We start from the raw sequence: 20950 nt of genomic DNA, 5'->3' as shown, positions 1-20950 counted from the left end.
ACGGTGACCGCACATGCCGACCGAACCCGCACACGCACCCGCACCCGCACCCGTGCTCCGCGCCCGTGACCTGCACAAGTCGTACGGCGGCAACCACGTCCTGCGCGGCGCCGACCTCACCGTCGCCCCCGGGCAACTGGTCGCCGTCGTCGGTGAGAACGGCGCCGGGAAGTCCACCCTGCTCAAGGCCCTGGCCGGCACCCTGGCACTGGACCGCGGCGAGGTCTCCCTGTCCGGGACGCTCGGCTACTGTCCCCAGGACCCGGTGCTGAGCGGCAGCCTGACCGTCGAGCAGCACCTGCGCTACTTCGCCGCCGCGCACCGCCTGCCCGGCCTGGAGCGCGGCCGGGAGCTGGTCCGCGCCCTGGGTTACGAGCGCTACGAGCGGTCCCCCGCCGGTGAGCTGTCCGGCGGGACCCGGCAGAAGCTCAACCTGACCCTGGCCCTGCTGCACGACCCCGAGGTCCTGCTCCTCGACGAGCCGTACCAGGGCTTCGACTGGGAGACGTACCTGCGCTTCTGGGACCTGGTGGAGGAGCTGCGCACCCGCGGCAAGGCCGTCGTGGTCATCACCCATCTCGTCTTCGAGCAGGACCGTTTCGACCTGCTGGCCGACCTGGCCGACGGCCGCCTGACCGCACGCGCGGCGGCCGGAAGGGAGCACAGCCATGTCGACGCCTGACCCCGTCGCCCACCCCGGGGCGCTGTACGGGCAGTTCCCCACCGCGCTGCGCTTCTCGGTGCGCGACCAGACCCGCAACCGGCTCGCGGGGCTGCTGCTCCTCGTGTTCGTGCCCGTCTGGTACCTGGTGATGAACGCGATGGCCGCGGGCGAGGCGCTGGACTTCAAGCTGTACGCCACCGGCGAGACGCTGCACGTCGACGGCGGGCACCTCACCCTGATCACGGCCGGGCTCAACTGCGTGACGATGATCGCCGGGTTCGTCGTCTTCGACGCGGTGCGCAGGTCGCTCGCGTTCGACCGGAGGCTCGTCTTCGCCGGGTACCGGCAGTCCACCCTCATCGGCGCCAAGACCCTCGCCGTGACCGCGGTCGCCACCGGCATCGCTCTCTACACCGCGCTGGCGGTGCTGTTCTTCTGGCGGCCGACGGCGGGCGCCTGGTTCGGCGTACTGGCCGGGTTCACCGTCATCGCGCTCGCCTACGGCGCCCTCGGACTGCTCCTCGGTGTGCTGGTCAAGCGGGACCTGGAGGGCTTCTTCCTGATCATCATGGGCGGGCTGATGGACACGTTCCTGCAGAATCCGCTGGGCAACCCGCTCGCCAACGAGCCGATCCTGCAGTGGTTCCCGTCCTTCGGGCCCATGCAGTTCGCGGCGGGCGGCGCGTTCGGGGACACCGCCCTGTGGGGGCACCTCGGTCTGGGACTGGCCTGGGCGGCCGGGTTCAGCGTGGTGGGGCTGGTCATCTTCAGGTTCCGCACGCGCGACCGCACCCGCTGACCAACGGTGCGACGGGGGGTCAGGCGCTGCGCCTGCGGGAGGCCGTCTTCTTGGCGGTGCGCGTGCCGGTGGCGCTCCTGCCGGTGGCGCTCCTGTCCGTCGCGCTCTTGTCCGCCGCGCTCTTTCCCGCGGTCTTCTTGGCGGTGCCCTTGGCCGCCGCCTTCTTCGCGGACCCGCCGGACTTCGCCGTGGACTTCGCCGTGGACTTCTTCGGCTCCGCCTTCTTCGCCGCCGTCTTCTTCGCGGCCGTCGACGTGGACTTCTTGCCGCCGGTCTCCTTGGGTGCCCGCCGGGACGAGGTCTTGCGCTGCGGCAGGGTCCTGACCTCGGCCGCCCCGCCAGCCCCGCCAGCCCCGTCAGCCTCGGCCTCCTCGCCGCCCCGGGACTCCTGCGCCGCCCGCACGCTGCTCTCCAGCGCCGCCATCAGGTCGAGCACCTTCCCGGGCGCCGCCTCCTCACGGGTCTCCGGGGGCGTCTCACCGGCGGCCTTGGCGGCGATGACCTCCTCGACGGCCTCCTGGTACTCGTCGTGCAGGTCGTCCAGGTCGATCTCGCCGAGCGTGTCCATGAGGGCGTCCGCGAGGTCCAGTTCCTGGTCGCGGACGGTGACGCCGGCGTCCGGGGCGACGCCCTCGGGGGCGCGCACCTCGTCCGGCCACAGCAGGCCGTGCATCGCGATGGCGTCGCCGACCACCCGGAGCATGCCGAGGCGCTCCCGGCCGCGCAGCGCGAACTTGGCGATGGCCACCCGGTTGCTGCGTTTGAGCGCCTCGCGCAGCAGCGTGTACGGCTTGGCGGCGGGGGCGCCGCTCGCCGCGAGGTAGTACGCCGAGCCCATCTGGAGCGGGTCGATGCGCTCCTCGGGCACGAAGGCCACGATCTCGATCGTGCGCGCCGTCGGGATCGGCAGTTGGGAGAGGTCCTCGTCGGTTATCGGGATCATCGAGCCGTCGGCGTCCTCGTAGGCCTTGCCGATCTCGGCCTGGGTGACCTCGCGGTCCTCCAGCTCGCACACCTTGCGGTAGCGGATCCGGCCGCCGTCCTCCGTGTGGATCTGACGGAAGGAGACCGAGTGGCTCTCGGTCGCGTTCACCAGCTTGATCGGGATGCTTACCAGGCCGAAGGAGATGGCGCCGTTCCAGATGGATCGCACGTGCAGCACCTTTCCTGTCGGGCGGTTTGTGCGTGTTTCGTGAGATTCTCATGGTATGGCGCCTATCACGGAGGTGGAGGGGCGACGGGTGGCCCTCAGCAACCTGGACAAGGTGCTGTATCCCGCGACCGGCTTCACCAAGGGCGAGCTGCTGCACTACTACGCGACGACCGCGGAGGTGCTGCTGCCGCATCTGCGGGACCGCGCGGTCTCCTTCCTGCGGTATCCGGACGGCCCGGACGGTCAGGTGTTCTTCACCAAGAACGTGCCGCCGGGTACGCCCGACTGGGTCACCACGGCCGAGGTGCCCCGCTCGGAGGGGCCGGCCCGGATGGTGCTGGTGCAGGACCTGCCGAGCCTGATGTGGGCGGCGAACCTGGTGACCGAGTTCCACACGCACCAGTGGACCGCGGACGACCTCGGCGAGGCCGACCGGCTGGTGTTCGACCTCGACCCGGGGCCGCCCGCGACCGTGGTGCAGTGCTGCGAGGTCGCGCTGTGGCTGCGGGAGCGGCTGGCGGCGGACGGGATCGAGGCGTACGCCAAGACGTCCGGGGCCAAGGGGCTGCATCTGCTGGCCGGGGTGCGGGGCGCGTCCTCGGAGCGGGTGTCGGAGTACGCGAAGGAGCTGGCCGTGGAGGCGGAGCGGGCCCTGCCGCGGCTGGTGGTGCACCGGATGACGCGCAGCCTGCGGCCGGGGAAGGTGTTCGTGGACTGGAGCCAGAACGCCGCGCGCAAGACGACGGCCGCTCCGTACACGGTCCGGGCCCGCGCCGTGCCGGCCGTCTCCACCCCGGTGACGTGGGACGAGGTGGCCGGGTGCGGGCGTGCCGAGCAGTTCGTCTTCGCAGCGGCGGACGTCCCGCCCCGGGTGCAGGACCACGGTGACCTGCTGGCGCCGCTGTTGCAGCGGCGACGGTCGGCGCCACTGCCCTGATCCGCACTGCGGCATGATCGAATCGACCGGACAGGTCCTGGACGGTCCTAGACGCGCTTCCAGGTGCCGCGGTCCCGGGCCATGGCGTGCAGGGCCTCCACGTCCGCCGGTTTGAGCGTCCCGCCCGGGTGGGCCAGGTCCGGCAGCTCCCGGTCCGTGAGGACGCGCACGGTGCGGGGCGGGGCGGTGACGGACACGTGCGCCGGGTCGACGAGGACCAGGACGGGGCGGACCTCGGCCGTCAGGGCGTAGGAGGCCCGGTCGGCGTCGGCGCGAATCCGGCGCAGCAGGGGGCGCGGTTCGCGGCGGCCCAGCGCGACCAGGGGGTCGGCGACGTGCACCCGCTGTCTGCGGGCGGGCAGCACGTGCAGGGCGAAGAGGCCGCCGGGGCCGATCAGCAGGTGGTGGACGCGGTCGCCGCCGGGCAGCGGCACGGAGTGCAGGGTGTGCCAGCCGGCGCCGTCGAGGCGGTCGAGGGCCGCCCCCGCCGTCTGCTCGGCGGCCAGCGCCCGGCGGCGCGGGTCGGGACGCAGCCGGTGCGGCGGTCCCGGTGCGCGTTCCAGGGCGACCAGGAGCGCCTCGCCGGGCCGGTTGGGGGCGAGGTCGTCGTCCGGGTGGAGGGAGAGCCGGGCCAGCTCGGCCGGGGTGGGGACCGGGGGCGGGCCGACCGTGACCGGGCCGGTGAGGAAGGGGCCCAGGGCCGTGAGGACCTCGTCCTCGCGGTCGTCGCTCAGCAGGTTGACCCGGGCCGCCTCACGGTCGTACCAGGCGACGTTCCCGCCGTCCGGGAGGCAGACGTACAACCGTTCCTGACCGTGCCGCCAGGTCGGTATGACGCGCAGTCGGTCCATGCACCATCACCCCCGACCATGGGACCAGGCGGGGTGCTGCGGGGGCAAGAACCCGGCTACCTTTGGGAGGAGTTGGGCAGACCCTGGGCGGGACTGGGGAGGCGCCGTTGCGTACCCGTGGAAAAGGTCCGGACGCGCCGGCCCCCGGGCGGCCGTGGGACGAGATCGTGCCGGGGCTCTGGATGGGCGGGCACGAGTTCCAGCGGACCGCCGGGCGGCTGGAGTTCGCCGTGGTGCGGGACGAGTTCGACCTGGTGCAGACGCTGCTGCGACTGCCCGGACACGGGCCGGACGTCGGTGTCGAGCACCATGTGTGGCCGATCCCCGACGGCCCCCTGGACGGCACGCAGCTCGCCGGCGTGATCCGGCTGGCGGAGGCCGCAGGCGAGGCGCTGGACGAGAATCGCAAGGTCCTCGTCCGCTGCTATTACGGGTACAACCGCTCCGGTCTCGTCGTCGCGCACACACTGATGCGGCGGGGCAGCAGCGCCGAGGAGGCGGTCCGGCTGATCCGGGCCAGGCGCTCGCCGTGGGCGCTGCACAACGACCTCTTCGTGGCGTATCTGCGGGCCGGCCTGGCCACCGTGCGGCTGCTGGAGGAGTTGGCCGAGTAGCCCCGCGGGCCCGTGCGCACGCAAAATGGCCTTCCGTACGAAGCCGCGTACGGTGCCGCCCCCAGCCGTGCGGGGCCGCCGACGCCGATCACCGAACCCCAGGAGTGCAGTGCTCCCGAGCCGCCGCGGGCGTCCAGCCCGTGTCCCCGCCGCCCTCGCGCTGCTCCTGGCGATCACGGCGGCCGGGGCGCTGGCCGCCTGCGGTGACAGCGGCGGGCTGCGCGGTGCGGGGGCGACGCCGGCCGCGCGGAATCCGGCCCGGCTCTGGCCCGACCTGACGCCGGCGTCGAGTCCGGCCTACGACATCGGCGAGGTGGAGCACGCGCCGGTCAAGGGCGTCACCGTGCCCGGCGGCGACATCCGCAGGGCGGACCCGGTGGCCGCGGTGCGGGCCGAGATCGCCGCGCATCCGGACGACTACGCGGACGCGAAGGCCCGCTACCACGAGACGTCCGTGCGCATGGCGGACTGCGGCGCGGACGGATCCGGCGCCGACGACGCCGACGGCGGCGCCGGGCGCGACGGGTGCCCGGTGCTGCGGCCGTACTACCGCGACCTGACCGGTGACGGGCGCCCCGAGATGACGCTGGGTTTCCGGCTGCTGCCGGACAAGCTGACCGCGGTGCGCGTCTACACCGTCGAGGAGGGCCGCCTGGTACGGGTCATGTCGTACGACGACGCCGTGAGCGCGGTCGAGCTGGCCGGGCGGACGGTGATCGTCCGTTCGCCCTCGGAGGTCGCGGGCTACGAGTACCGCCTCCAGTGGACCTGGGACGCGGACCAGCGGGCCATGCTGCTGACCAGCGACGAGATGCTGCGCACCGACGACGGCGGGCAGCACACGAAACGTCCGTCCACATCACCGTCCCCCTCGTCCTCGGCGGCACCGTCCCCGTCGTCCACGGCGAGCGCCCGGTGAGGCTCGCTCTTCCCCGGTGGACGGGTCCGCTCGCGGTGAAGGCGGCCGTCTTCATCACCGTGATGTGCTGTGCGCTCGCCGCGCTGCTCGGCGTCCTGGTGCACGTCTCGGTGACCAACCAGACCGTCGGCCAGGCGCGCGACGTGGCCCTGTCCCGGCTGCGGGAGGCGACGGAGTCCTACGAGGCGGGGGACGCGCTGCGGCGGGACGCCGGCGTGGATCCGCCGGGGCTGCCGCGGCGGCTGCGCGAGCTGGCCGTCTCGGGGCGGCGCGGCACGATGGTCGCCGAGTACGCCGGTCGCCCCACGATGTGGGCGGCGGGCCCCGCCGACGGCGGCCGGGCGCTGGCGGTGCGGGTCGACCACTCCCAGGGCGAGCGCACCATCGAAGGTCTGGACGGCGCGATCGTGTGGTCGTCGGCGCTGGCGATCGGGGCGACGCTGCTGGTCGGCGCGTTCGCGGTGACGCGGGTGACGCGCCGGCTGCACACCACGGCGCGGGTGGCCCGGCGGATCAGCGGGGGCGACCTGGACGCGCGGGTCGGCGATCCGCGGGCGCGGCATCCGACCCGCCCGCAGGACGAGGTGGCCTCGGTCGCCGCCGCGCTGGACTCCATGGCGGCGTCGCTGCAGGGCAAGCTGCTCGCCGAGCAGCGGTTCACCGCGGACGTGGCGCACGAGCTGCGCACCCCGCTGACCGGCCTGCACGCGGCGGCCGAGCTGCTGCCGCCGGGCCGCCCGACCGAGCTGGTGCGGGACCGGGTGGCGGCGCTGCGCACCCTCACCGAGGACCTGCTGGAGATCTCCCGGCTGGAGAGCGGGCGGGAGCGGCCGGCGACGGAACCGGAGGAACTGGGCGCGCTGGCCCGGCGGGTCGTGCGGGGCTCGGGCACCGACACGCGCGTGGACGTCGCGGGGGACGCGTGGGTGGAGACCGACCGGCGGCGTCTCGAGCGGGTGCTGGGCAACCTGGTCGCGAACGCCCACCGGCACGGGCGGGCCCCGGTGGTGCTGACCGTGGACGGGCCGGTGATCACCGTACGGGACCGCGGGGAGGGCTATCCGGAGTACCTCCTCGCCCACGGGCCGCAGCGCTTTCGCACCGAGGGCGGGACCAAGGGGCACGGCCTCGGGCTGACGATCGCGCTGGGGCAGGCGGAGGTGCTCGGGGCGCGGCTGGAGTTCACCAACCCGGCGGACGGCGGGGCGCTGGCGAGGCTGACCCTGCCTCAGCAGCCCTGACCCCACCCCGACCGCGGTGCCTGCCCCGATGGCTCAGTGCGGCGGGCGGTGCGTACGGGGCGCTCGTAATGTGGCGGTCAGTCACCTGAAGACCCGTTCGCTCCCGGGAGGTACTCCCATGACTCCACTGTCCCTACTGTCCGCACCGGTCTCGCGCTCTCCCCTGGCCCGCGGCCTCGCCACCGTCCTCGCGGCAGGCGCGCTGGCCACCGCCGTCGCCGTCACTCCCGCCGCGGCGAACGACGAGTGGGGCGGGAGCGGCGGCCGCCAGGAGCAGGGCCGCTACCGGGGCGTCGTGACGGCCCAGCGGCTCGCGCTGCGCACCTCGCCGACCCGCGGCTCGGACGTCATCCGCTACGCCCGCCGGGGCGAGGTCGTCTCCATCTACTGCAAGACACCCGGCCGCAAGGTGAAGGGCAACCCGCTCTGGTACCTCCTCACGGACGGCACCTGGGCCTGGGGCGCGGCCCGCTACATCGACAACATCGGCCCGGCGCCGCGCTGGTGCTGATCCAGACGCCGCGCACACCGCACCATTTGGGTAAGTTCCGGACATGACCAAGGCCGGAACCGGAACCGGAATCACCGTGGCACAGGCGGACACGCCCACTCCCGTCGCCCGGCTCCCCCGGCGCCGGGGCATCGAACTCGCGCTCATCCTCATGGCCGTCCTGCTGTCGGTCTTCGGCTACTGCAACGTCGGCCTGGCCCAGCACGACGCCCTCCCGCCCGACGCCGCCGGTTACGGCGCCGGGCTCGGCGTGCTGGCGCTCCTCGCCCATCTGGCGGTACGGCTGCGCGCCCCGTACGCCGACCCGCTGCTGCTGCCGATCGGCGTGCTGCTCAACGGGCTCGGCCTGGTGCTGATCTACCGGCTGGACCTGGAGACGCCGGGCGACCGGGCGGCCCCGACCCAGTTGGTGTGGTCGACGCTGGGCGTGGCGCTGTTCATCGTGGTCGTCCTGCTCCTGCGCGACCACCGGGTCCTGCAGCGCTACGCGTACGTCTGTGTCGCCGCCGCGCTCGCCCTGCTCACCGTGCCGATCTTCTTCCCGGCGGTGAACGGCGCCCGCATCTGGATCCGGGTCGAGGGCTTCTCCATCCAGCCCGGGGAGTTCGCGAAGGTGCTGCTCGCGGTGTTCTTCGCCGCCTATCTGGCCGCCAACCGCAGCGCGCTGGCGTACGCGGGACGCCGGGTGTGGCGGCTCCAGTTGCCCACCGGCCGCGTTCTCGGCCCGATCCTCGCCGTGTGGCTGGTCAGCGTCGGCGTCCTGGTCCTGGAGCGTGACCTGGGCACCTCGCTGCTCTTCTTCGGCCTGTTCGTGGTCCTCCTCTACGTCGCCACGGGCCGCACCGGCTGGATCGCCGTCGGCCTGGTGCTGGCCTCGCTGGGCGCGTTCGCCGTGGGCTGGCTGGAGCCGCACGTGCACAGCAGGGTGGAGGACTGGCTGCACCCCTTCGCGTCCATCGAGGCGGGCGACGGGCCGGGCCAGCTTGCCCAGTCCCTGTTCGCGTTCGCGGCGGGCGGGGTGACCGGCACGGGCCTGGGCCTCGGGCACTCCGTCCTGATCGGCTTCGCCGTGAAGTCGGACTTCATCCTGGCGACGGCCGGGGAGGAGCTGGGCTTCCTCGGACTGACCGCCGTGTTCCTGCTGTACGGGCTGCTGGTGGAGCGCGGCTACCGGGCGGGGCTCGGCGCCCGCGACCCCTTCGGCCGGCTGCTCGCGGTCGGTCTCTCCTCGATCGTGGCGCTCCAGGTGTTCGTCATCGCGGGCGGGGTGACCGGGCTGATCCCGCTGACCGGCATGGCGATGCCGTTCCTGGCGCAGGGCGGCTCCTCGGTCGTCACCAACTGGGCCATCGTGGCGCTGCTGATCCGGGTCAGCCACGCGGCCCGCAGCCAGTCCGGCGGGCGGGCGGGCGGCGCCGTGAGCGGGGAGCGGCTCCGGTGACCCGGAACATCCGGCACGCGGCCGTCTTCTGCGCGCTGCTGCTGGTCGCCCTGGTGGTCAACGCGGCCCGGGTGCAGATCGTCCAGAAGCCGGAGTACGACGACAACCCCGCCAACCGCCGCCCCGACATCGCCCGCTACCAGCAGCCGCGCGGCGACATCCTGGTCGGCGGCAGGGCGGTCACCGGCTCCCGGGACACCGGCGAACACCTGCGCTTCGAGCGGACCTACGCGAACGGGCCGATGTACGCCCCGATCACCGGCTTCGCCTCCCAGGCGTACGGGACGACGCTGCTGGAGCACGCCGAGGACGGCCTGCTGTCCGGCGCCGACCCGATGCTCGCGCCGCTGCCGCTGTGGAACGACGTCACGGGGGCGCACAACCCGGGCGGCGACGTCGTGACGACGATCGACGGGGGCGCGCAGCGGGCGGCGTTCGAGGGTCTTGGCGGGCGCAAGGGGGCGGTGGCCGCGATCGAGCCGGCCACGGGCCGCATCCTGGCCCTCGTCTCCACCCCGTCCTACGACCCCCAACTGCTCTCCGGCAACAGCGCGGCCGCCACCCGGACCTGGAACCGGCTGAACGGCGACCCGGACAAGCCGATGCTCAACCGGGCGGTGAGCCGGACCTATCCGCCGGGTTCGACCTTCAAGGTGGTCACCGCGGCGGCGGCGCTGGACGCGGGCGTGATCCGCGACCTGGACGCGCCGACCCGCTCCCCCGACCCGTACACCCTGCCCGGGACGCGGACGAAGCTCACGAACGAGGCCGACGGCTGCCGGAACGCGTCGCTGCGGGAGGCGTTCGAGTGGTCGTGCAACACGGTGTTCGCCAAGCTCGGCGTGGACGTGGGTGTGACGGACATGGCCGCCATGGCGGAGGCGTTCGGCTTCAACGACGACGGGCTGCGGGTCCCCTTCCCCGTCTCGCGGAGCACCTTCGACACCTCGGTGGACCGGGCCCAGCTCGGGCTGTCGTCGATCGGGCAGTACAACACCCGGGCCACCCCGCTGCAGATGGCGATGGTGGCGGCGGCGGTGGCGGGCGGGGGTCGGGTGCGCTCGCCGTACCTGGTGGAACGGACGCTGCGGGCGGGCGGCAGCCTGGTGGCGGCGGCCGGGTCACGCCCCTCCCGGGAGGTGATGCGGCCCTCGACGGCGGCGCTGCTCAAGGAGCTGATGACCGGCGTGGTGGAGAACGGCACCGGCGCGAACGCCGCGATCCCGGGTGCCACCGTCGGCGGCAAGACCGGCACCGCCCAGCACGGCGTCGGCAACTCGGGCACGCCGTACGCCTGGTTCATCTCCTGGGCGCAGGGTGACGGGGACGTGGAACCGAAGGTCGCGGTGGCGGTGGTGGTCGAGGGCTCGGCCGCCGACCGCGAGGACATCAGCGGGGGCGGGCTGGCGGCGCCGATCGCGCGGGCGGTGATGGAGGCGGTTCTCGGGGGGTGAGGCAAAGAGCGCTCACCGGCGAGGTTCCAGACTGGTGAGGTCGATGTCGATCGGGAAAGGGACGGTGAGCTTGAGGCGATTGTGGAAGATGCCGACCAACCCATAGACCTTACTGGCCGGGTCGAGTTCGTACGCGTAGACCACCGGGAGGTCGTGGTTCTCCTCGACTCGCCAGTAGTGCGGGATACCCGCCTGCGCGTACTTCAAGGGCTTCACCTCCCGATCCCGTTCCATCGACTCCTTGGAAACGACCTCAACAGCGATCACGACGTCTTCCGGCCGGTACCAGGTCTGCTTCGTACCGGCGAATGCCTCCGCCCGGAACACCAGCACATCGGGCTCGGTCCGATTGCGTTCGTTGAGCTTGACGGTCATCTGCGTCATGACCTTCAGCGCGTCCGGCGTCTGGGCCAGCAGGGCGTGGTCCAGCAATCGGATGGCCAGAGAGTGGAAATTGGTCTGCGGACTCACGAAAACAAGGCTCCCGTCGATCAGCTCCGTGTGCGGAGGCAGGTTGGGAAGCTCGTCGAGGTCGTCCGCCGTCCAGCCGCCCTCCGGCGGACGGGGCCACTCGTAGTCGTCGTCCAGCCCGTAGTCACGTGCGGCGCTCATGATCGCTCCCATGTACCGGAGTCTGACGGACATGGCCAGCGTACCCAGCACGAACGCCGACGGAGCGCCCCATCGAGCGAACCCACGCCGGACGATTGACGGCCACCCCACCTTTACTCGCGGTCAACAAGTTCCGCGCAGGGGATTGACGACCTTACTGACACGCAGTCTCATAAGAACCGGCACGCTGGAGTGACCGCGGGTAACACGATCCGTTCGACGAGGTGGGACACAGCCATGACGACCCTGACGGAAGCCGACGCGCTCGATGGCCTGCGCGACGCGCTCGGCCTGCTCAAGGACCGGGAGCAGGTGGCCGAACGGCTACTCGACTCGTCCGCCAAGCACTCCTTCGACCCGGACAAGGAGCTGGACTGGGACGCGCCGTTCGAGGACGGCAAGTGGTTCTGGCCGCCCGAGCTGGTGTCGCTGTACGACACGCCGATGTGGCAGCGGATGAGCGAGGAGCAGCGCATCGTCCTCTCCCAGCACGAGGCCGCCGCGCTCGCCTCGCTCGGCATCTGGTTCGAGCTGATCCTCATGCAACTGCTGGTCCGGCACATCTACGACAAGGCGGCGACGAGCGCCCACGTGCGCTACGCGCTGACCGAGATCGAGGACGAGTGCCGGCACTCGAAGATGTTCGCCCGGCTGATATCGCGGGGCGAGACCCCGTGGTACCCGGTGAGCCCCGTCCACCAGCACCTCGGCCGCCTCTTCAAGACGATCTCCACCACGCCCGGCTCCTTCACCGCCACGCTGCTCGGCGAGGAGGTGCTGGACTGGATGCAGCGGCTGACCTTCCCCGACGAGCGGATCCAGCCGCTGGTCCGGGGCGTCACGCGCATCCACGTCGTGGAGGAGGCGCGGCACGTGCGCTACGCCCGTGAGGAATTGCGCCGGCAGATGGTGACGGCCCCGAAGTGGTCGCAGGAGTTCACCCGGATCACCTCCGGCGAGTTTGCCCGCGTCTTCTCCCTCGCCTTCATCAACCCCGAGGTGTACACGAACGTCGGCCTGGACAAGCGCGAGGCCCTGGCCCAGGTCAAGGCCAGCGGCCACCGCCGCGAGATCATGCAGACCGGCTCGAAACGCCTCACGGACTTCCTGGACGACATCGGGGTGCTGCGGGGCGTCGGCCGGAAGCTGTGGCGGTCGTCGGGGCTGCTGGCGTAACCCTCCCGCGCACGAAACCGAAACGCCTGCGGTCGTCGGAGCTGCTGGCGCAGTCCCGCCGGTACGGGCCCGCTCACCTGCGTGGCCGCGGGACCGTGCGGGTTACGCTGCGGTCCATGACCCCGCAGGCCTCCACCCCCGCGTACCGCCGGCTCAGCGTCGAGGAGCGCCGCGTCCAGTTGCTCGACGCGGCGCTCGCCCTCTTCGCGCACCGGCCACCGGAGGAGGTCTCCCTGGACGACGTGGCGGAGCAGGCCGGGGTCTCGAGGCCGCTGGTGTACCGGTACTTCCCCGGCGGCAAGCAGCAGCTCTACGAGGCCGCGCTCAGGTCGGCCGCCGACGAGCTGCGGCTGTGCTTCGACGAGCCCCGCGAGGGTCCGCTGCTGGCCCGGCTGTCCCGCGCCCTGGACCGCTATCTCACCTTCGTCGACGAGCACGACACCGGCTTCAGCGCCCTGCTGCGCGGCGGCAGCGTGGTCGAGACCTCGCAGACCTCGGGCATCGTGGACGGCGTACGCCGGGCCGCCGCCGATCACATCATGCGCCATCTCGATGTCAGCGTGCCGGGCCCGCGGCTGCGGATGACCGTCCGGATGTGGATCACTGCGGTGGAGGCGGCCTCGCTGATCTGGCTGGACGAGGACAAGCAGCCGCCCTTCGACGAGCTGCGGGACTGGCTGGTGGAGCAGTTCCTCGCCGTGCTGACGGTCACCGCCCGCCGCGACCCGCAGACCGAGGAGCTGGTCGCCGCGCTGGCGGCGGACCTCTGACACCGGTGCGGCGATCACCGACACTGGTCCAGTGAAGAGCGAAGACACCCCCTTCGAGGGCGGCCCCATGGACGGGCGGGTGCTGCCCGTCCTGGTCGGGATGACCGGGCACCCGCCGAAGACGTACCGCATCCCCGTACCGGATCCGGACGGCGGCCCGCCCACCGTGCTCGTGTACCGGCGCGTGCCCCGGGCCTCCCGGGGCGGGCTGCGGTTCGCCCGGTGGAAGTACGCGTACGCCCCCGAGGGCGGGAAGGGCGCGGGCCGGAAGTGGCCCTGGTCCAAGCCGGACGCCACGCCGGGTGGCAAGCCGGACGACGCCCACGGGTGACCCCGTTGCGCCGAACCGCGCACACTCGGCGCGCGCGGCCCCGGAACACGCCACATGCTCACCGTGCGGAGCGGACGTGCCGCCCCGCACCGGAGGTGATGGCGTGTCAGGAAGGCTTCTGCGTCTGGTGTGTACGGCTGCGGTCGCGGCCGGGATCGCCCTCGCGCCCGTGTCCGCCACGGCCGAGCCCGAACCCGGCGGGGTCGACAGTGCCGACGGGGGCGGCGGGGGCGGCGCGGCGGGCGGCGACCGGTCGGTGGCGGAGCTGCTGACGGATCTTCAGACCCTGTACCGGGAGGCGGAGAAGGCCACCGAGACCTACAACGGCACCGAGGAACGGCTGAAGAAGCAGCGCACCGAGGTGCGGCGCCTTGAGGCCGAACTGGCCCGCACCCGGCTGTCCCTGCGCGACAGCCGGGGCGCGGCCGGGCGGCTGGCCCGGCGGCAGTACCAGAACAGCAGCAACCTCTCCCCCTATCTGCGGCTGCTGCTGGCCCGCGACCCGCAGCACGCGCTCGACCAGGGCCATGTGATCGGCCGGCTGTCCCGGAAGCGGGCCGAGACGGTGGGGCGCCTGACCGGCGACACGAGGAAGGCCGACGAGGTGGCCGGACGGGCCCGTGCGGCCCTGGACGAACAGCTCGCCCTCGCGAAGCGCCAGGAGGAGGACCGGGACGGCGTACGCGAACGGCTGCGCGCCGTCGAGGAACTGCTCGCCTCACTCACCCCCGAGGAGCTGGCCGCGCTGGCGGAGCTGGAGAAGAGCGGGATCGCCGAGGAGCAGGAGCGGTTCCTGGCGTCGGGCGCGCTCGGCGACGACGACAAGCCGTCGGCCGAGGGCGACCGGGCGGTGCGCTTCGCGGTGGATCAGCTCGGCAAGCCGTACGAGTGGGGCGCCGAGGGCCCGGCGTCGTACGACTGCTCGGGGCTGACCTCCGTGGCCTGGGACCGGGCCGGGACGCCGATCCCGCGGACCAGCCAGGAGCAGTGGGCGCGGCTCGAGCACGTGCCGCTCGGCGAACTGCGGCCCGGTGACCTGGTCGTGTACTTCCCCGAGGCCACCCATGTGGCGATGTACCTCGGGGACGGCATGGTCGTCCAGGCACCCCGCCCCGGCGCCGACGTCAAGGTCTCGCCGATCGCCGCCAACCCGGTCCTGGGCGCCGTACGCCCCGACCCCGGCGGGCAGCCCGTACGGCGCTACACGCCACCGAGGCTCCCGGCGGGGGCGACGGCCGGGTCGGACGCGGGGTACTCGGCCGCGGGACCCGCCCGGTGACGCCATCCTCGACCGCCCGGCGGGACAGTCGCGTCCGGCAGTGGGATTGTCGCGCGTACCGCCGGAGGCTTTACTCGCCCGAGCCGCCCGAGCCGCCCGAGCCGCCGGAGATCTCCGCCAGGTAGCCCTCGGCCCTGGCCGGGTCGTAGAAGAAGTTCTCGAAGTCGGCCGGGTCGTTGAAGCCGTTGGCGAAGCGGTCGGCGGCCGGCTGGAGCCGTACCCCGGCGCCGATCAGCTTCAGGACGTGCTCCGGCGGCGGGGCGAGCATGGCGTTCGTCCACTTGGTGGGGTGCCGGGCCGTCTCCCAGTAGCGCTCGAAGGTCTGCCGCATCCAGGCCTCGTCGAACTCCTCCTCCCCCCGCTCCAGGATCGAGGCGAGGTAGGAGGCGGCGCACTTGGACGCGGAGTTGGAGCCCTGGCCGGTGATCGGGTCGTTGGCGACGACCACGTCGGCCACGCCGAGGACCAGGCCGCCGCCGGGGAGGCGGCCGACGGGGTTGCGGACGGTGGGGGCGTAGCGGCCGGCGAGGGTGCCGCCGGCGTCGGTCAGTTCGACCTTGGTGGCCCGCGCGTACTCCCACGGCACGAACTTCTCCATGAGTTCCAGGGTCAGGGAGAGGTGCTCCGCCGGGTCCTTGACGTCCTTGAAGGCGTCGAGCGGGCCGCCGGGTATGCCCTCCAGGAACAGGATGTCCGCGCGGCCGGAGGTCGTGAACGTCGGCATGACGAACAGCTCGCCGACGCCGGGGACCAGGTTGCAGCGGACGGCCTCCGTGTCCGGGTGCTCCGGGCGCGGGCCCATCCCGTGGACGTAGGCGACGGCGAGGGCCCGCTGGGGCTCGCCGTACGGGGAGCGGGAGGCGTCGCGGCCGAACATCTGGACCAGCTCGCCCTTGCCCGCCGAGACCAGGACCAGGTCGTAGGCGCGGGAGAAGTAGTCCAGGTCGCCGACGGCCGCGCCGTGGATGACGAGCTGTCCGCCGCGCTGTGCGAAGGTCTCCATCCAGCCTGCCATCTTCACCCGCTGGTCCACCGACTGCGCGAAGCCGTCGAGGTGCCCCAGCCAGTCGATCGCGCGCTGGGTCGGACCGGGGTCGTGCGAGCCGGGGGCGGCGACCGAGGCGCCGAGTCCCTCGATCTTCGGGGCCTGGGACTCCCAGAAGTTGAGCTGGAGATCGCGCTCGTGCTGGAGGGCCGTGTGGAACATGCACTGCGTCGACATGACCCGGCCGGTGCGGATCTCGTCGGCGGTCCGGTTGGACATCAGGGTGACCTCGTAGCCGTGCGACTGCAGGCCGAGGGCGAGCTGGAGGCCGGACTGGCCGGCTCCGACGACGAGTATCTTCCGCATGCGGTTTCCGTCTCCTACTCGGGTGTTTCGTCGAGCGCGTGGCCCACGAGGGACAGGAGGGTCTCGATGGCCGAGATCCGGCGCCGCGCGTCCATGATCATGACAGGTATGTGCGCGGGGATCGTCAACGCCTCCCGCACGTCCTCCGCCTCGAACAGCTCGCTGCCGTCGAAGTGGTTGACCGCGACGACGTACGGCAGTCCGCAGCTCTCGAAGTAGTCCAGTGCCGGCCAGCAGTCCTTCAGGCGCCGGGTGTCGGCCAGCACGACGGCGCCGATCGCGCCGCGCACCAGGTCGTCCCACATGAACCAGAAGCGCTGCTGGCCCGGCGTGCCGAACAGGTAGAGCACCAGGTCGTCGTCGAGCGTGATGCGCCCGAAGTCCATGGCGACGGTGGTGGTGAGCTTGCCCGGGGTGGCGGTGAGGTCGTCGGTCTCCTCGCTCGCCTCGGTCATCAGCGCCTCGGTCTGCAGGGGCGTGATCTCCGAGACGGCGGTGACCAGCGTGGTCTTGCCGACGCCGAACCCACCCGCGACGACGATCTTCGTGGCGACCGGCGCACGGGTGGGATCCGTCTGCCAGGGCTGGACGGGCCCGTCGGTGTCGACGAGCGGGGAGACGCCTGAGGCGGCGGCGTCAGAGACGACGGAGTCCACTGAGCACCCTTTCGAGCAGAGCGCGGTCCGGGCGGCCCGTGCCGTGGCCGGTCCCGGTGCCGTACACACGGATCTTTCCCTGGTCCGCGAGGTCGCTGAGGAGCACGCGGACCACGCCGAGCGGCATCTTCAGCAGCGCGGCGATCTCGGCCACCGTACGCATACGGCGGCACAGTTCGACGATGGCCCGCATCTCCGGCATCACGCGGGAGGTGAGGCTGCCGTTCGTCAGTTCCTTGCGCTCCTCGGCGGCTTCGAGCGCGGCGGTGCCCGCGGTGGCGCCGACGAACGTCTCGACGAGCAGGACGTGGCCGAAGCGGGTACGGCCGCCGGTGAGCGAGTAGGGGCGTACGCGGGCGGGTTTGCGGTCGGCGCCGCGTACGGGGAGGTGCCCGCGGCCGTTCCTCCCGGGACTGCTGCTCATCGGGTACTCCCCGTCGACTCGGACTCCAGGGATTTCCGCAGTTCGCTGCGGAGTTCGGGGGTCAGGACGTGGCCGGCGCGGCCGACGAACAGCGCCATGTGGTAGGCGACGACGCTCATGTCGCAGTCTGCGGAGCCGTGCACGCCGAGCAGCGAGCCGTCGCTGATCGACATGACGAACAGGCTGCCCTCGTCCATGGCGACCATCGTGTGCTTCACGGTGCCGAAGTCCATCAGCCGGGCGGCGCCGATGGTCAGGCTGCCCACGCCGGAGACGACGGTGGCGAGGTCGGCGGCGGAGCCTCGCGGGCCGGCCCGGGGCGTTTCGCGGGCCTGGCGGGCCTCCTCGTTGCGACCGGGGTCGGAGGAGAGCAGCAGGAGGCCGTCGGAGGAGACCACCGCGATCGATTCGATGCCGGGCACCTCCTCGACGAGGTTGGTCAGCAACCAGTGGAGATTGCGGGCTTCACTGCTCAGTCCGAAGGTGCTGGGCGCGGTCAACTGCTTGCCTCCTCGACGGTGCCCCCCGTGGCTTCTTCGGTTGTGCCCGCCGCGGTGGGCGGCGTCTCGTGTCGTTCCGTCCGGTCGGCGATCTCCGCCTCGACGTCCCGGCGGCCGGCCTCCGCACCCCGGCGGAATCCTCCCAGGCGACGGCGGAGTGCCTCGGCGTCGACGGAGCCCGACGTACGCGGGCGCGGCACCGCGGCGGGGGTGGTGAGCTTCGGGGTGCGCTTGGGCAGCCCCTTGCCGGTGACGGGTTCGTCGGGTTCGGGTCCGGGTTCAGGCTCGGGTTCAGTGCCGGCCGCGTCCGGCGTGCGGTCGTGGGCGTCGGGGCCGATGGCGTAGGGATCGGGTGCGGCGGCGGCTGTGGCCACGTCTGCGGCTGCGGCCTCCGGTTCCGGCTGGGGCGGGAGCAGGAGGGCCATCGTCTTGTCGTCGGGCAGGTCCCGGCCGGGAGCGGTCCCGGCCTCGGGAGCCGTCGCCTCCTGGGCGGGTTCGGGCGCGGCGGCGTCGTTGTCGGCGGCCGGGGAATCCTGCGGCGCGGTCTCACGTGCCTCGGGGCTTTCCTCCGACTCCGCAATGTCACCGGCCTCGGTGGACTCGCGCGACTCCGGCGCCTCACGCCCCTCCGGGCGGGAGCCCGCGTCCGAAGCCTCCGTGGCCGCGTCGGCCTCCGCTCGCGCCACGGCCCGTTCCGCCGAGGCGACCAGCGGGTCCGCGCCCTTCTCCGCCCGCCCGTGCAGGACGTTGGAGTTGGCCTCGGCGTCGGCGCCGGGCAGGGAGAAGGAACCCGTGCCGTCGGACCTCGGCACGCTCGGGGCGAGCGCGGCCGGCGGAGCGGGCGCGAGCAGGGGGCTCGGGAGCACCACGACGGCCGCGACACCGCCCTGCTGCTGCTCCCGCAGCCGCACGCGCGCCCCGTGCCGGTGGGCGAGGCGGGCGACGACGTAGAGACCGAGACCGAGACCGTCCTCGCCCTCCTCGCCCTCCCGCTGGTACGGCGCGTCGGGGTCGAAGTCGGTGAGGCGGCCGTTGAGCCGCTGGAGCCGCTCGGTGGCCATGCCGATGCCCTCGTCCTGGACGGAGAGCATCACCTCGCCGTTCTCAAGGAGCCAGCCGGAGACCTCGACGGGCAGGTCGGGCGGTGAGAAGGAGGTGGCGTTCTCCATCAGTTCGGCCAGCAGGTGGGAGAGGTCGTCGGCGGCGAACCCGGCCACGTGCGCGTGCGGCGGCAGCGCGGCGATGCGGACCCGCTCGTACCGCTCGATCTCGCTGACCGCGGCCCGGACCACGTCGACCAGGGGCACCGGCGAGGTGCTGTGCTGGACGTGCTCGGTGCCGGCGAGGACGAGGAGGTTCTCGCTGTGCCGGCGCATGACCGTGGCGAAGTGGTCGAGCTTGAAGAGGGTGGCGAGGCGGTCCGGGTCCTGCTCGCGCTCCTCCAGGCCCTCGATGACGGCCAGTTGCCGTTCGACCAGGCCGAGGGTGCGCAGCGCGAGGTTGACGAAGGTGGAGCCGATGCTCTTGCGCACCACCTCCAGCCGGGCGGCGGACTCGGCGAGTTCGGCGCGCAGTTCCTCGCGGGTGTCGGCCATCTTCTGTCGCTGGCCGACGAGGTGCTTGCGGTCGGACTCCAGCGTGTTGACGCGCCCGGCGAGGGTGGCGGCGTGCGTGTGCAGGGCGTTGACGGAGCGGACGACCTGCGCGAACTCGTCGTTGCGGCCGGTGAAGGCCACGAGCTCCTCGGCCGCCGGGTCCTCCGCGCCGGCCAGCCGGGCCGAGCCGCGGCGCAGCACCGACAGCGGGCGGGTGAGGGTACGGGCCAGGGCGGTGGCGACACCGACGGCGAGCAGGATCAGGGCGCCGAGGACGGCGATCCGGATCTCCAGCGCGGTGACGTCGTCGTCGCGGAGCTGCTCCAGCGCCGTGGTGCGCTTTTCGTACAGGGCGGACTCGGCGCCGCGCATCGCGTCGACGCGGGCGGAGAGCGCGGCCTCCAGCTTCTTGGTGCTGGTGTCGAGGTCGCCGTCGGAGAGCGTCGGCTCGTCCGTGAGGCCGGCGAGGTACTTCTCGGCGCTGTTGACCTCGGGTCCGGCCACGGTGGAGTCGAAGCTGCCGCGTGCCTCCTTGGGCGCGCCCTCGCGGAAGTCGGCGAGGGCGGCGTCGGAGCGCACCCGGGCCTGCTGGGCGGCGGCGGCGAGGGCGTCGCGCTGCTCGGTGTCGGAGTCCGAGGTCGTGGTCGTCTCGGTCGGCAGGCCGGTGATCGGGTCGATGACCGTCTCGGTGGTGCTCGGCACGTTCAGGGCGGCGAGCAGCAGGCCGCGGGTGGCGGCGGCCTGCTGGACGGCGGTGTCCAGTTCGGCGAGGGCGTACGCGCCGGCGCCCGCGCGGGGCGGCATCTCCTCGGCCAGCTTCTCGGCCAGGGCGTGAAGTTCGGTGATCGCGTCCGAGTACGCCTCGTGGGCTTCGAGGGCGGTGCTCTTGCCGGTGAGTGCGGCGCGACGCAGGGCCGCGACGGCGTCGAGGTCCTCGCGCAGGGAGGCGGGCGTGTCGGTGTCGGCGCGCAGTTCCTCCACCTGCCGGTCGACCCGTGCGCTGCGCTGTTCGGAGGGCGCCTTGGACTCGGGGCGGCCGGCCGCGATGTACGGGGTGACCTCGTCGCGCTCGTCGGCGAGGGAGTGGGCGAGGGTCAGCGCGCCCTGGGTCTGCTCGGCGAGGGTCACCAGTGCCTGGGAGTCGTGCAGTTGCCCCGAGGCGGCCACGACCGAGGGGGCTCCCGCCCCGGCGACGGCGGCTGCCACGACCGCCACGGCGACGATGAGGCGGTTGCGTACGTGGGTGGGACGGCCCTTGCCGACGGGGACCTCCGGCGGCGCCGGGGTGGAGGTTCCGGGGGTGTGCTCCGCGCTCCCCGCGGGGGCCGTCTGCTTGCCTGTGCGACGAGGCCGCGTCTTCTGCACCGGTGCTCGCATTCCTGACTCGTGTACCCGTGGGCCCGGGTGGCGCCCCGTCAACTGGCCGGTCGGGGGCTCGTGCACCCTTCGCCGGGCTCCGGGCCGTTCCCCGGCCGCCGGCAGCGCGTCGGGCGGGGAGACCGCGTGAGCGGGACAGGCCCCCCACCGGTTCCCGACCCTCCCAGTGCCGGTGGGTGGTGAGCGCGCATCATCCGACCCGCCACCCGAAGGAGTGAACCCCGGACGGGAGTTGGGGAGCAAGTTCCCCGGCCCCGTGCGGCGCGGTGGTGCGGCGCGCCGGTTGGACGTCTGC

The 20950-nt window shown here is 72.9% G+C and carries 21 protein-coding genes; 13 read left to right on the top strand and 8 right to left on the bottom strand.

The annotated features are described in order from the left end of the window. Window positions 1-13: 13 nt before the first annotated feature. Both KUM40_RS21560 and KUM40_RS21555 read left to right on the top strand, forming a co-directional pair. Window positions 14-682, top strand: coding sequence for an ABC transporter ATP-binding protein (locus tag KUM40_RS21560; protein ID WP_217167657.1), 669 nt, complete (start codon window positions 14-16; stop codon window positions 680-682). Further along, window positions 669-1463, top strand: a complete 795-nt coding sequence (locus KUM40_RS21555) for a hypothetical protein (RefSeq protein ID WP_217167656.1) — start codon at window positions 669-671, stop codon at window positions 1461-1463. The genes KUM40_RS21560 and KUM40_RS21555 overlap by 14 nt, the downstream gene beginning before the upstream one ends. 19 nt (window positions 1464-1482) lie before the next feature. On the opposite strand, the gene KUM40_RS21550 is transcribed toward KUM40_RS21555, so the two are convergent. Beyond that, window positions 1483-2616 (bottom strand): Ku protein, encoded by a 1134-nt coding sequence (locus KUM40_RS21550; RefSeq protein WP_217167655.1) that lies wholly within the window; start codon window positions 2614-2616, stop codon window positions 1483-1485. Between the two features lie 55 nt (window positions 2617-2671). On the opposite strand from KUM40_RS21550, the gene ligD reads away from it, so the two are divergent. Continuing rightward, the gene (gene ligD, locus KUM40_RS21545) at window positions 2672-3553 is read left to right on the top strand and encodes a non-homologous end-joining DNA ligase (protein WP_217167654.1); all 882 of its coding nucleotides are present in this window, start codon (window positions 2672-2674) and stop codon (window positions 3551-3553) included. 47 nt (window positions 3554-3600) lie between these two features. On the opposite strand, the gene KUM40_RS21540 is transcribed toward ligD, so the two are convergent. Beyond that, window positions 3601-4404, bottom strand: coding sequence for a nuclease-related domain-containing protein (locus tag KUM40_RS21540; protein ID WP_217167653.1), 804 nt, complete (start codon window positions 4402-4404; stop codon window positions 3601-3603). A 107-nt stretch (window positions 4405-4511) separates the two neighbouring features. Here KUM40_RS21540 and KUM40_RS21535 point away from each other — a divergent pair, with 107 nt between their 5' ends. The 6 genes from KUM40_RS21535 (at window position 4512) to KUM40_RS21510 (ending at window position 10584) form a co-directional block, all read left to right on the top strand. Continuing rightward, the gene (locus KUM40_RS21535) at window positions 4512-5018 is read left to right on the top strand and encodes a dual specificity protein phosphatase family protein (RefSeq protein ID WP_217167652.1); all 507 of its coding nucleotides are present in this window, start codon (window positions 4512-4514) and stop codon (window positions 5016-5018) included. Window positions 5019-5127: 109 nt separating this feature from the next. Then, a complete protein-coding gene (locus KUM40_RS21530; protein ID WP_217167651.1) occupies window positions 5128-5937 on the top strand; it encodes a hypothetical protein in 810 nt (269 codons plus the stop codon). Continuing rightward, window positions 5934-7178, top strand: coding sequence for an ATP-binding protein (locus KUM40_RS21525; protein ID WP_217167650.1), 1245 nt, complete (start codon window positions 5934-5936; stop codon window positions 7176-7178). Before KUM40_RS21530 ends, KUM40_RS21525 begins: the two co-directional genes overlap by 4 nt. A gap of 127 nt (window positions 7179-7305) precedes the next feature. After that, window positions 7306-7689 (top strand): SH3 domain-containing protein, encoded by a 384-nt coding sequence (locus tag KUM40_RS21520; RefSeq protein ID WP_217167682.1) that lies wholly within the window; start codon window positions 7306-7308, stop codon window positions 7687-7689. A 43-nt stretch (window positions 7690-7732) separates the two neighbouring features. Then, complete coding sequence (locus KUM40_RS21515) at window positions 7733-9130, top strand: FtsW/RodA/SpoVE family cell cycle protein (RefSeq protein WP_217167649.1); 1398 nt, start codon at window positions 7733-7735, stop codon at window positions 9128-9130. Continuing rightward, complete coding sequence (locus KUM40_RS21510; RefSeq protein ID WP_217167648.1) at window positions 9127-10584, top strand: penicillin-binding transpeptidase domain-containing protein; 1458 nt, start codon at window positions 9127-9129, stop codon at window positions 10582-10584. The genes KUM40_RS21515 and KUM40_RS21510 overlap by 4 nt, the downstream gene beginning before the upstream one ends. Window positions 10585-10596: 12 nt before the next feature. Here the strand turns inward: KUM40_RS21510 and KUM40_RS21505 are convergent, their stop codons facing one another. Further along, window positions 10597-11196, bottom strand: coding sequence for a Uma2 family endonuclease (locus KUM40_RS21505; protein WP_217167681.1), 600 nt, complete (start codon window positions 11194-11196; stop codon window positions 10597-10599). Window positions 11197-11433: 237 nt separating this feature from the next. Here KUM40_RS21505 and KUM40_RS21500 point away from each other — a divergent pair, with 237 nt between their 5' ends. The 4 genes from KUM40_RS21500 (at window position 11434) to KUM40_RS21485 (ending at window position 14752) form a co-directional block, all read left to right on the top strand. Next, window positions 11434-12372 (top strand): diiron oxygenase, encoded by a 939-nt coding sequence (locus tag KUM40_RS21500; protein WP_217167647.1) that lies wholly within the window; start codon window positions 11434-11436, stop codon window positions 12370-12372. Between the two features lie 116 nt (window positions 12373-12488). Then, window positions 12489-13142, top strand: coding sequence for a TetR/AcrR family transcriptional regulator (locus tag KUM40_RS21495; protein WP_217167646.1), 654 nt, complete (start codon window positions 12489-12491; stop codon window positions 13140-13142). 31 nt (window positions 13143-13173) lie between these two features. After that, window positions 13174-13473 (top strand): hypothetical protein, encoded by a 300-nt coding sequence (locus KUM40_RS21490; RefSeq protein ID WP_217167645.1) that lies wholly within the window; start codon window positions 13174-13176, stop codon window positions 13471-13473. A gap of 103 nt (window positions 13474-13576) precedes the next feature. Then, window positions 13577-14752: a C40 family peptidase gene (locus KUM40_RS21485; RefSeq protein WP_217167644.1), complete on the top strand. Its 1176-nt coding sequence runs from the start codon at window positions 13577-13579 to the stop codon at window positions 14750-14752. Window positions 14753-14822: 70 nt separating this feature from the next. Here the strand turns inward: KUM40_RS21485 and KUM40_RS21480 are convergent, their stop codons facing one another. The 5 genes from KUM40_RS21480 to KUM40_RS21460 are packed head-to-tail and all read right to left on the bottom strand — an operon-like array spanning window position 14823 to window position 20655. Beyond that, complete coding sequence (locus KUM40_RS21480) at window positions 14823-16103, bottom strand: styrene monooxygenase/indole monooxygenase family protein (protein ID WP_217167643.1); 1281 nt, start codon at window positions 16101-16103, stop codon at window positions 14823-14825. 14 nt (window positions 16104-16117) lie between these two features. Next, window positions 16118-16759 carry an ATP/GTP-binding protein gene (locus tag KUM40_RS21475; protein WP_217167642.1) on the bottom strand — a complete coding sequence of 214 codons (642 nt, stop codon included), beginning with the start codon at window positions 16757-16759 and terminating at the stop codon, window positions 16118-16120. Then, the gene (locus KUM40_RS21470) at window positions 16740-17183 is read right to left on the bottom strand and encodes a DUF742 domain-containing protein (RefSeq protein WP_217167641.1); all 444 of its coding nucleotides are present in this window, start codon (window positions 17181-17183) and stop codon (window positions 16740-16742) included. Before KUM40_RS21470 ends, KUM40_RS21475 begins: the two co-directional genes overlap by 20 nt. Further along, on the bottom strand, window positions 17180-17683 hold the full coding sequence (locus KUM40_RS21465; RefSeq protein WP_217167640.1) for a roadblock/LC7 domain-containing protein: 504 nt from the start codon (window positions 17681-17683) through the stop codon (window positions 17180-17182). The genes KUM40_RS21470 and KUM40_RS21465 overlap by 4 nt, the downstream gene beginning before the upstream one ends. Then, a complete protein-coding gene (locus KUM40_RS21460) occupies window positions 17680-20655 on the bottom strand; it encodes a nitrate- and nitrite sensing domain-containing protein (RefSeq protein WP_217167639.1) in 2976 nt (991 codons plus the stop codon). Before KUM40_RS21460 ends, KUM40_RS21465 begins: the two co-directional genes overlap by 4 nt. Window positions 20656-20950: the final 295 nt, after the last annotated feature.

Source organism: Streptomyces sp. AC512_CC834 (genome assembly GCF_019049325.1).
In the GTDB taxonomy this organism is placed as follows: Bacteria; Actinomycetota; Actinomycetes; order Streptomycetales; family Streptomycetaceae; genus Streptomyces.
The sequence above is the reverse complement of the archived record's forward strand: the minus strand, read 5'-3'. Positions and strand labels throughout refer to the sequence as shown.

Bases quoted from the DNA above. Each gene is read 5' to 3' on its own strand.
- KUM40_RS21515 (WP_217167649.1), top strand. From the start codon at position 7,733: ATGACCAAGGCCGGAACCGGAACCGGAATCACCGTGGCACAGGCGGAC.
- KUM40_RS21555 (WP_217167656.1), top strand. From the start codon at position 669: ATGTCGACGCCTGACCCCGTCGCCCACCCCGGGGCGCTGTACGGGCAG.
- ligD (WP_217167654.1), top strand. From the start codon at position 2,672: ATGGCGCCTATCACGGAGGTGGAGGGGCGACGGGTGGCCCTCAGCAAC.
- KUM40_RS21505 (WP_217167681.1), bottom strand. From the start codon at position 11,196: ATGAGCGCCGCACGTGACTACGGGCTGGACGACGACTACGAGTGGCCC.
- KUM40_RS21560 (WP_217167657.1), top strand. From the start codon at position 14: ATGCCGACCGAACCCGCACACGCACCCGCACCCGCACCCGTGCTCCGC.
- KUM40_RS21500 (WP_217167647.1), top strand. From the start codon at position 11,434: ATGACGACCCTGACGGAAGCCGACGCGCTCGATGGCCTGCGCGACGCG.
- KUM40_RS21480 (WP_217167643.1), bottom strand. From the start codon at position 16,103: ATGCGGAAGATACTCGTCGTCGGAGCCGGCCAGTCCGGCCTCCAGCTC.
- KUM40_RS21470 (WP_217167641.1), bottom strand. From the start codon at position 17,183: ATGAGCAGCAGTCCCGGGAGGAACGGCCGCGGGCACCTCCCCGTACGC.
- KUM40_RS21460 (WP_217167639.1), bottom strand. From the start codon at position 20,655: ATGCGAGCACCGGTGCAGAAGACGCGGCCTCGTCGCACAGGCAAGCAG.
- KUM40_RS21540 (WP_217167653.1), bottom strand. From the start codon at position 4,404: ATGGACCGACTGCGCGTCATACCGACCTGGCGGCACGGTCAGGAACGG.
- KUM40_RS21495 (WP_217167646.1), top strand. From the start codon at position 12,489: ATGACCCCGCAGGCCTCCACCCCCGCGTACCGCCGGCTCAGCGTCGAG.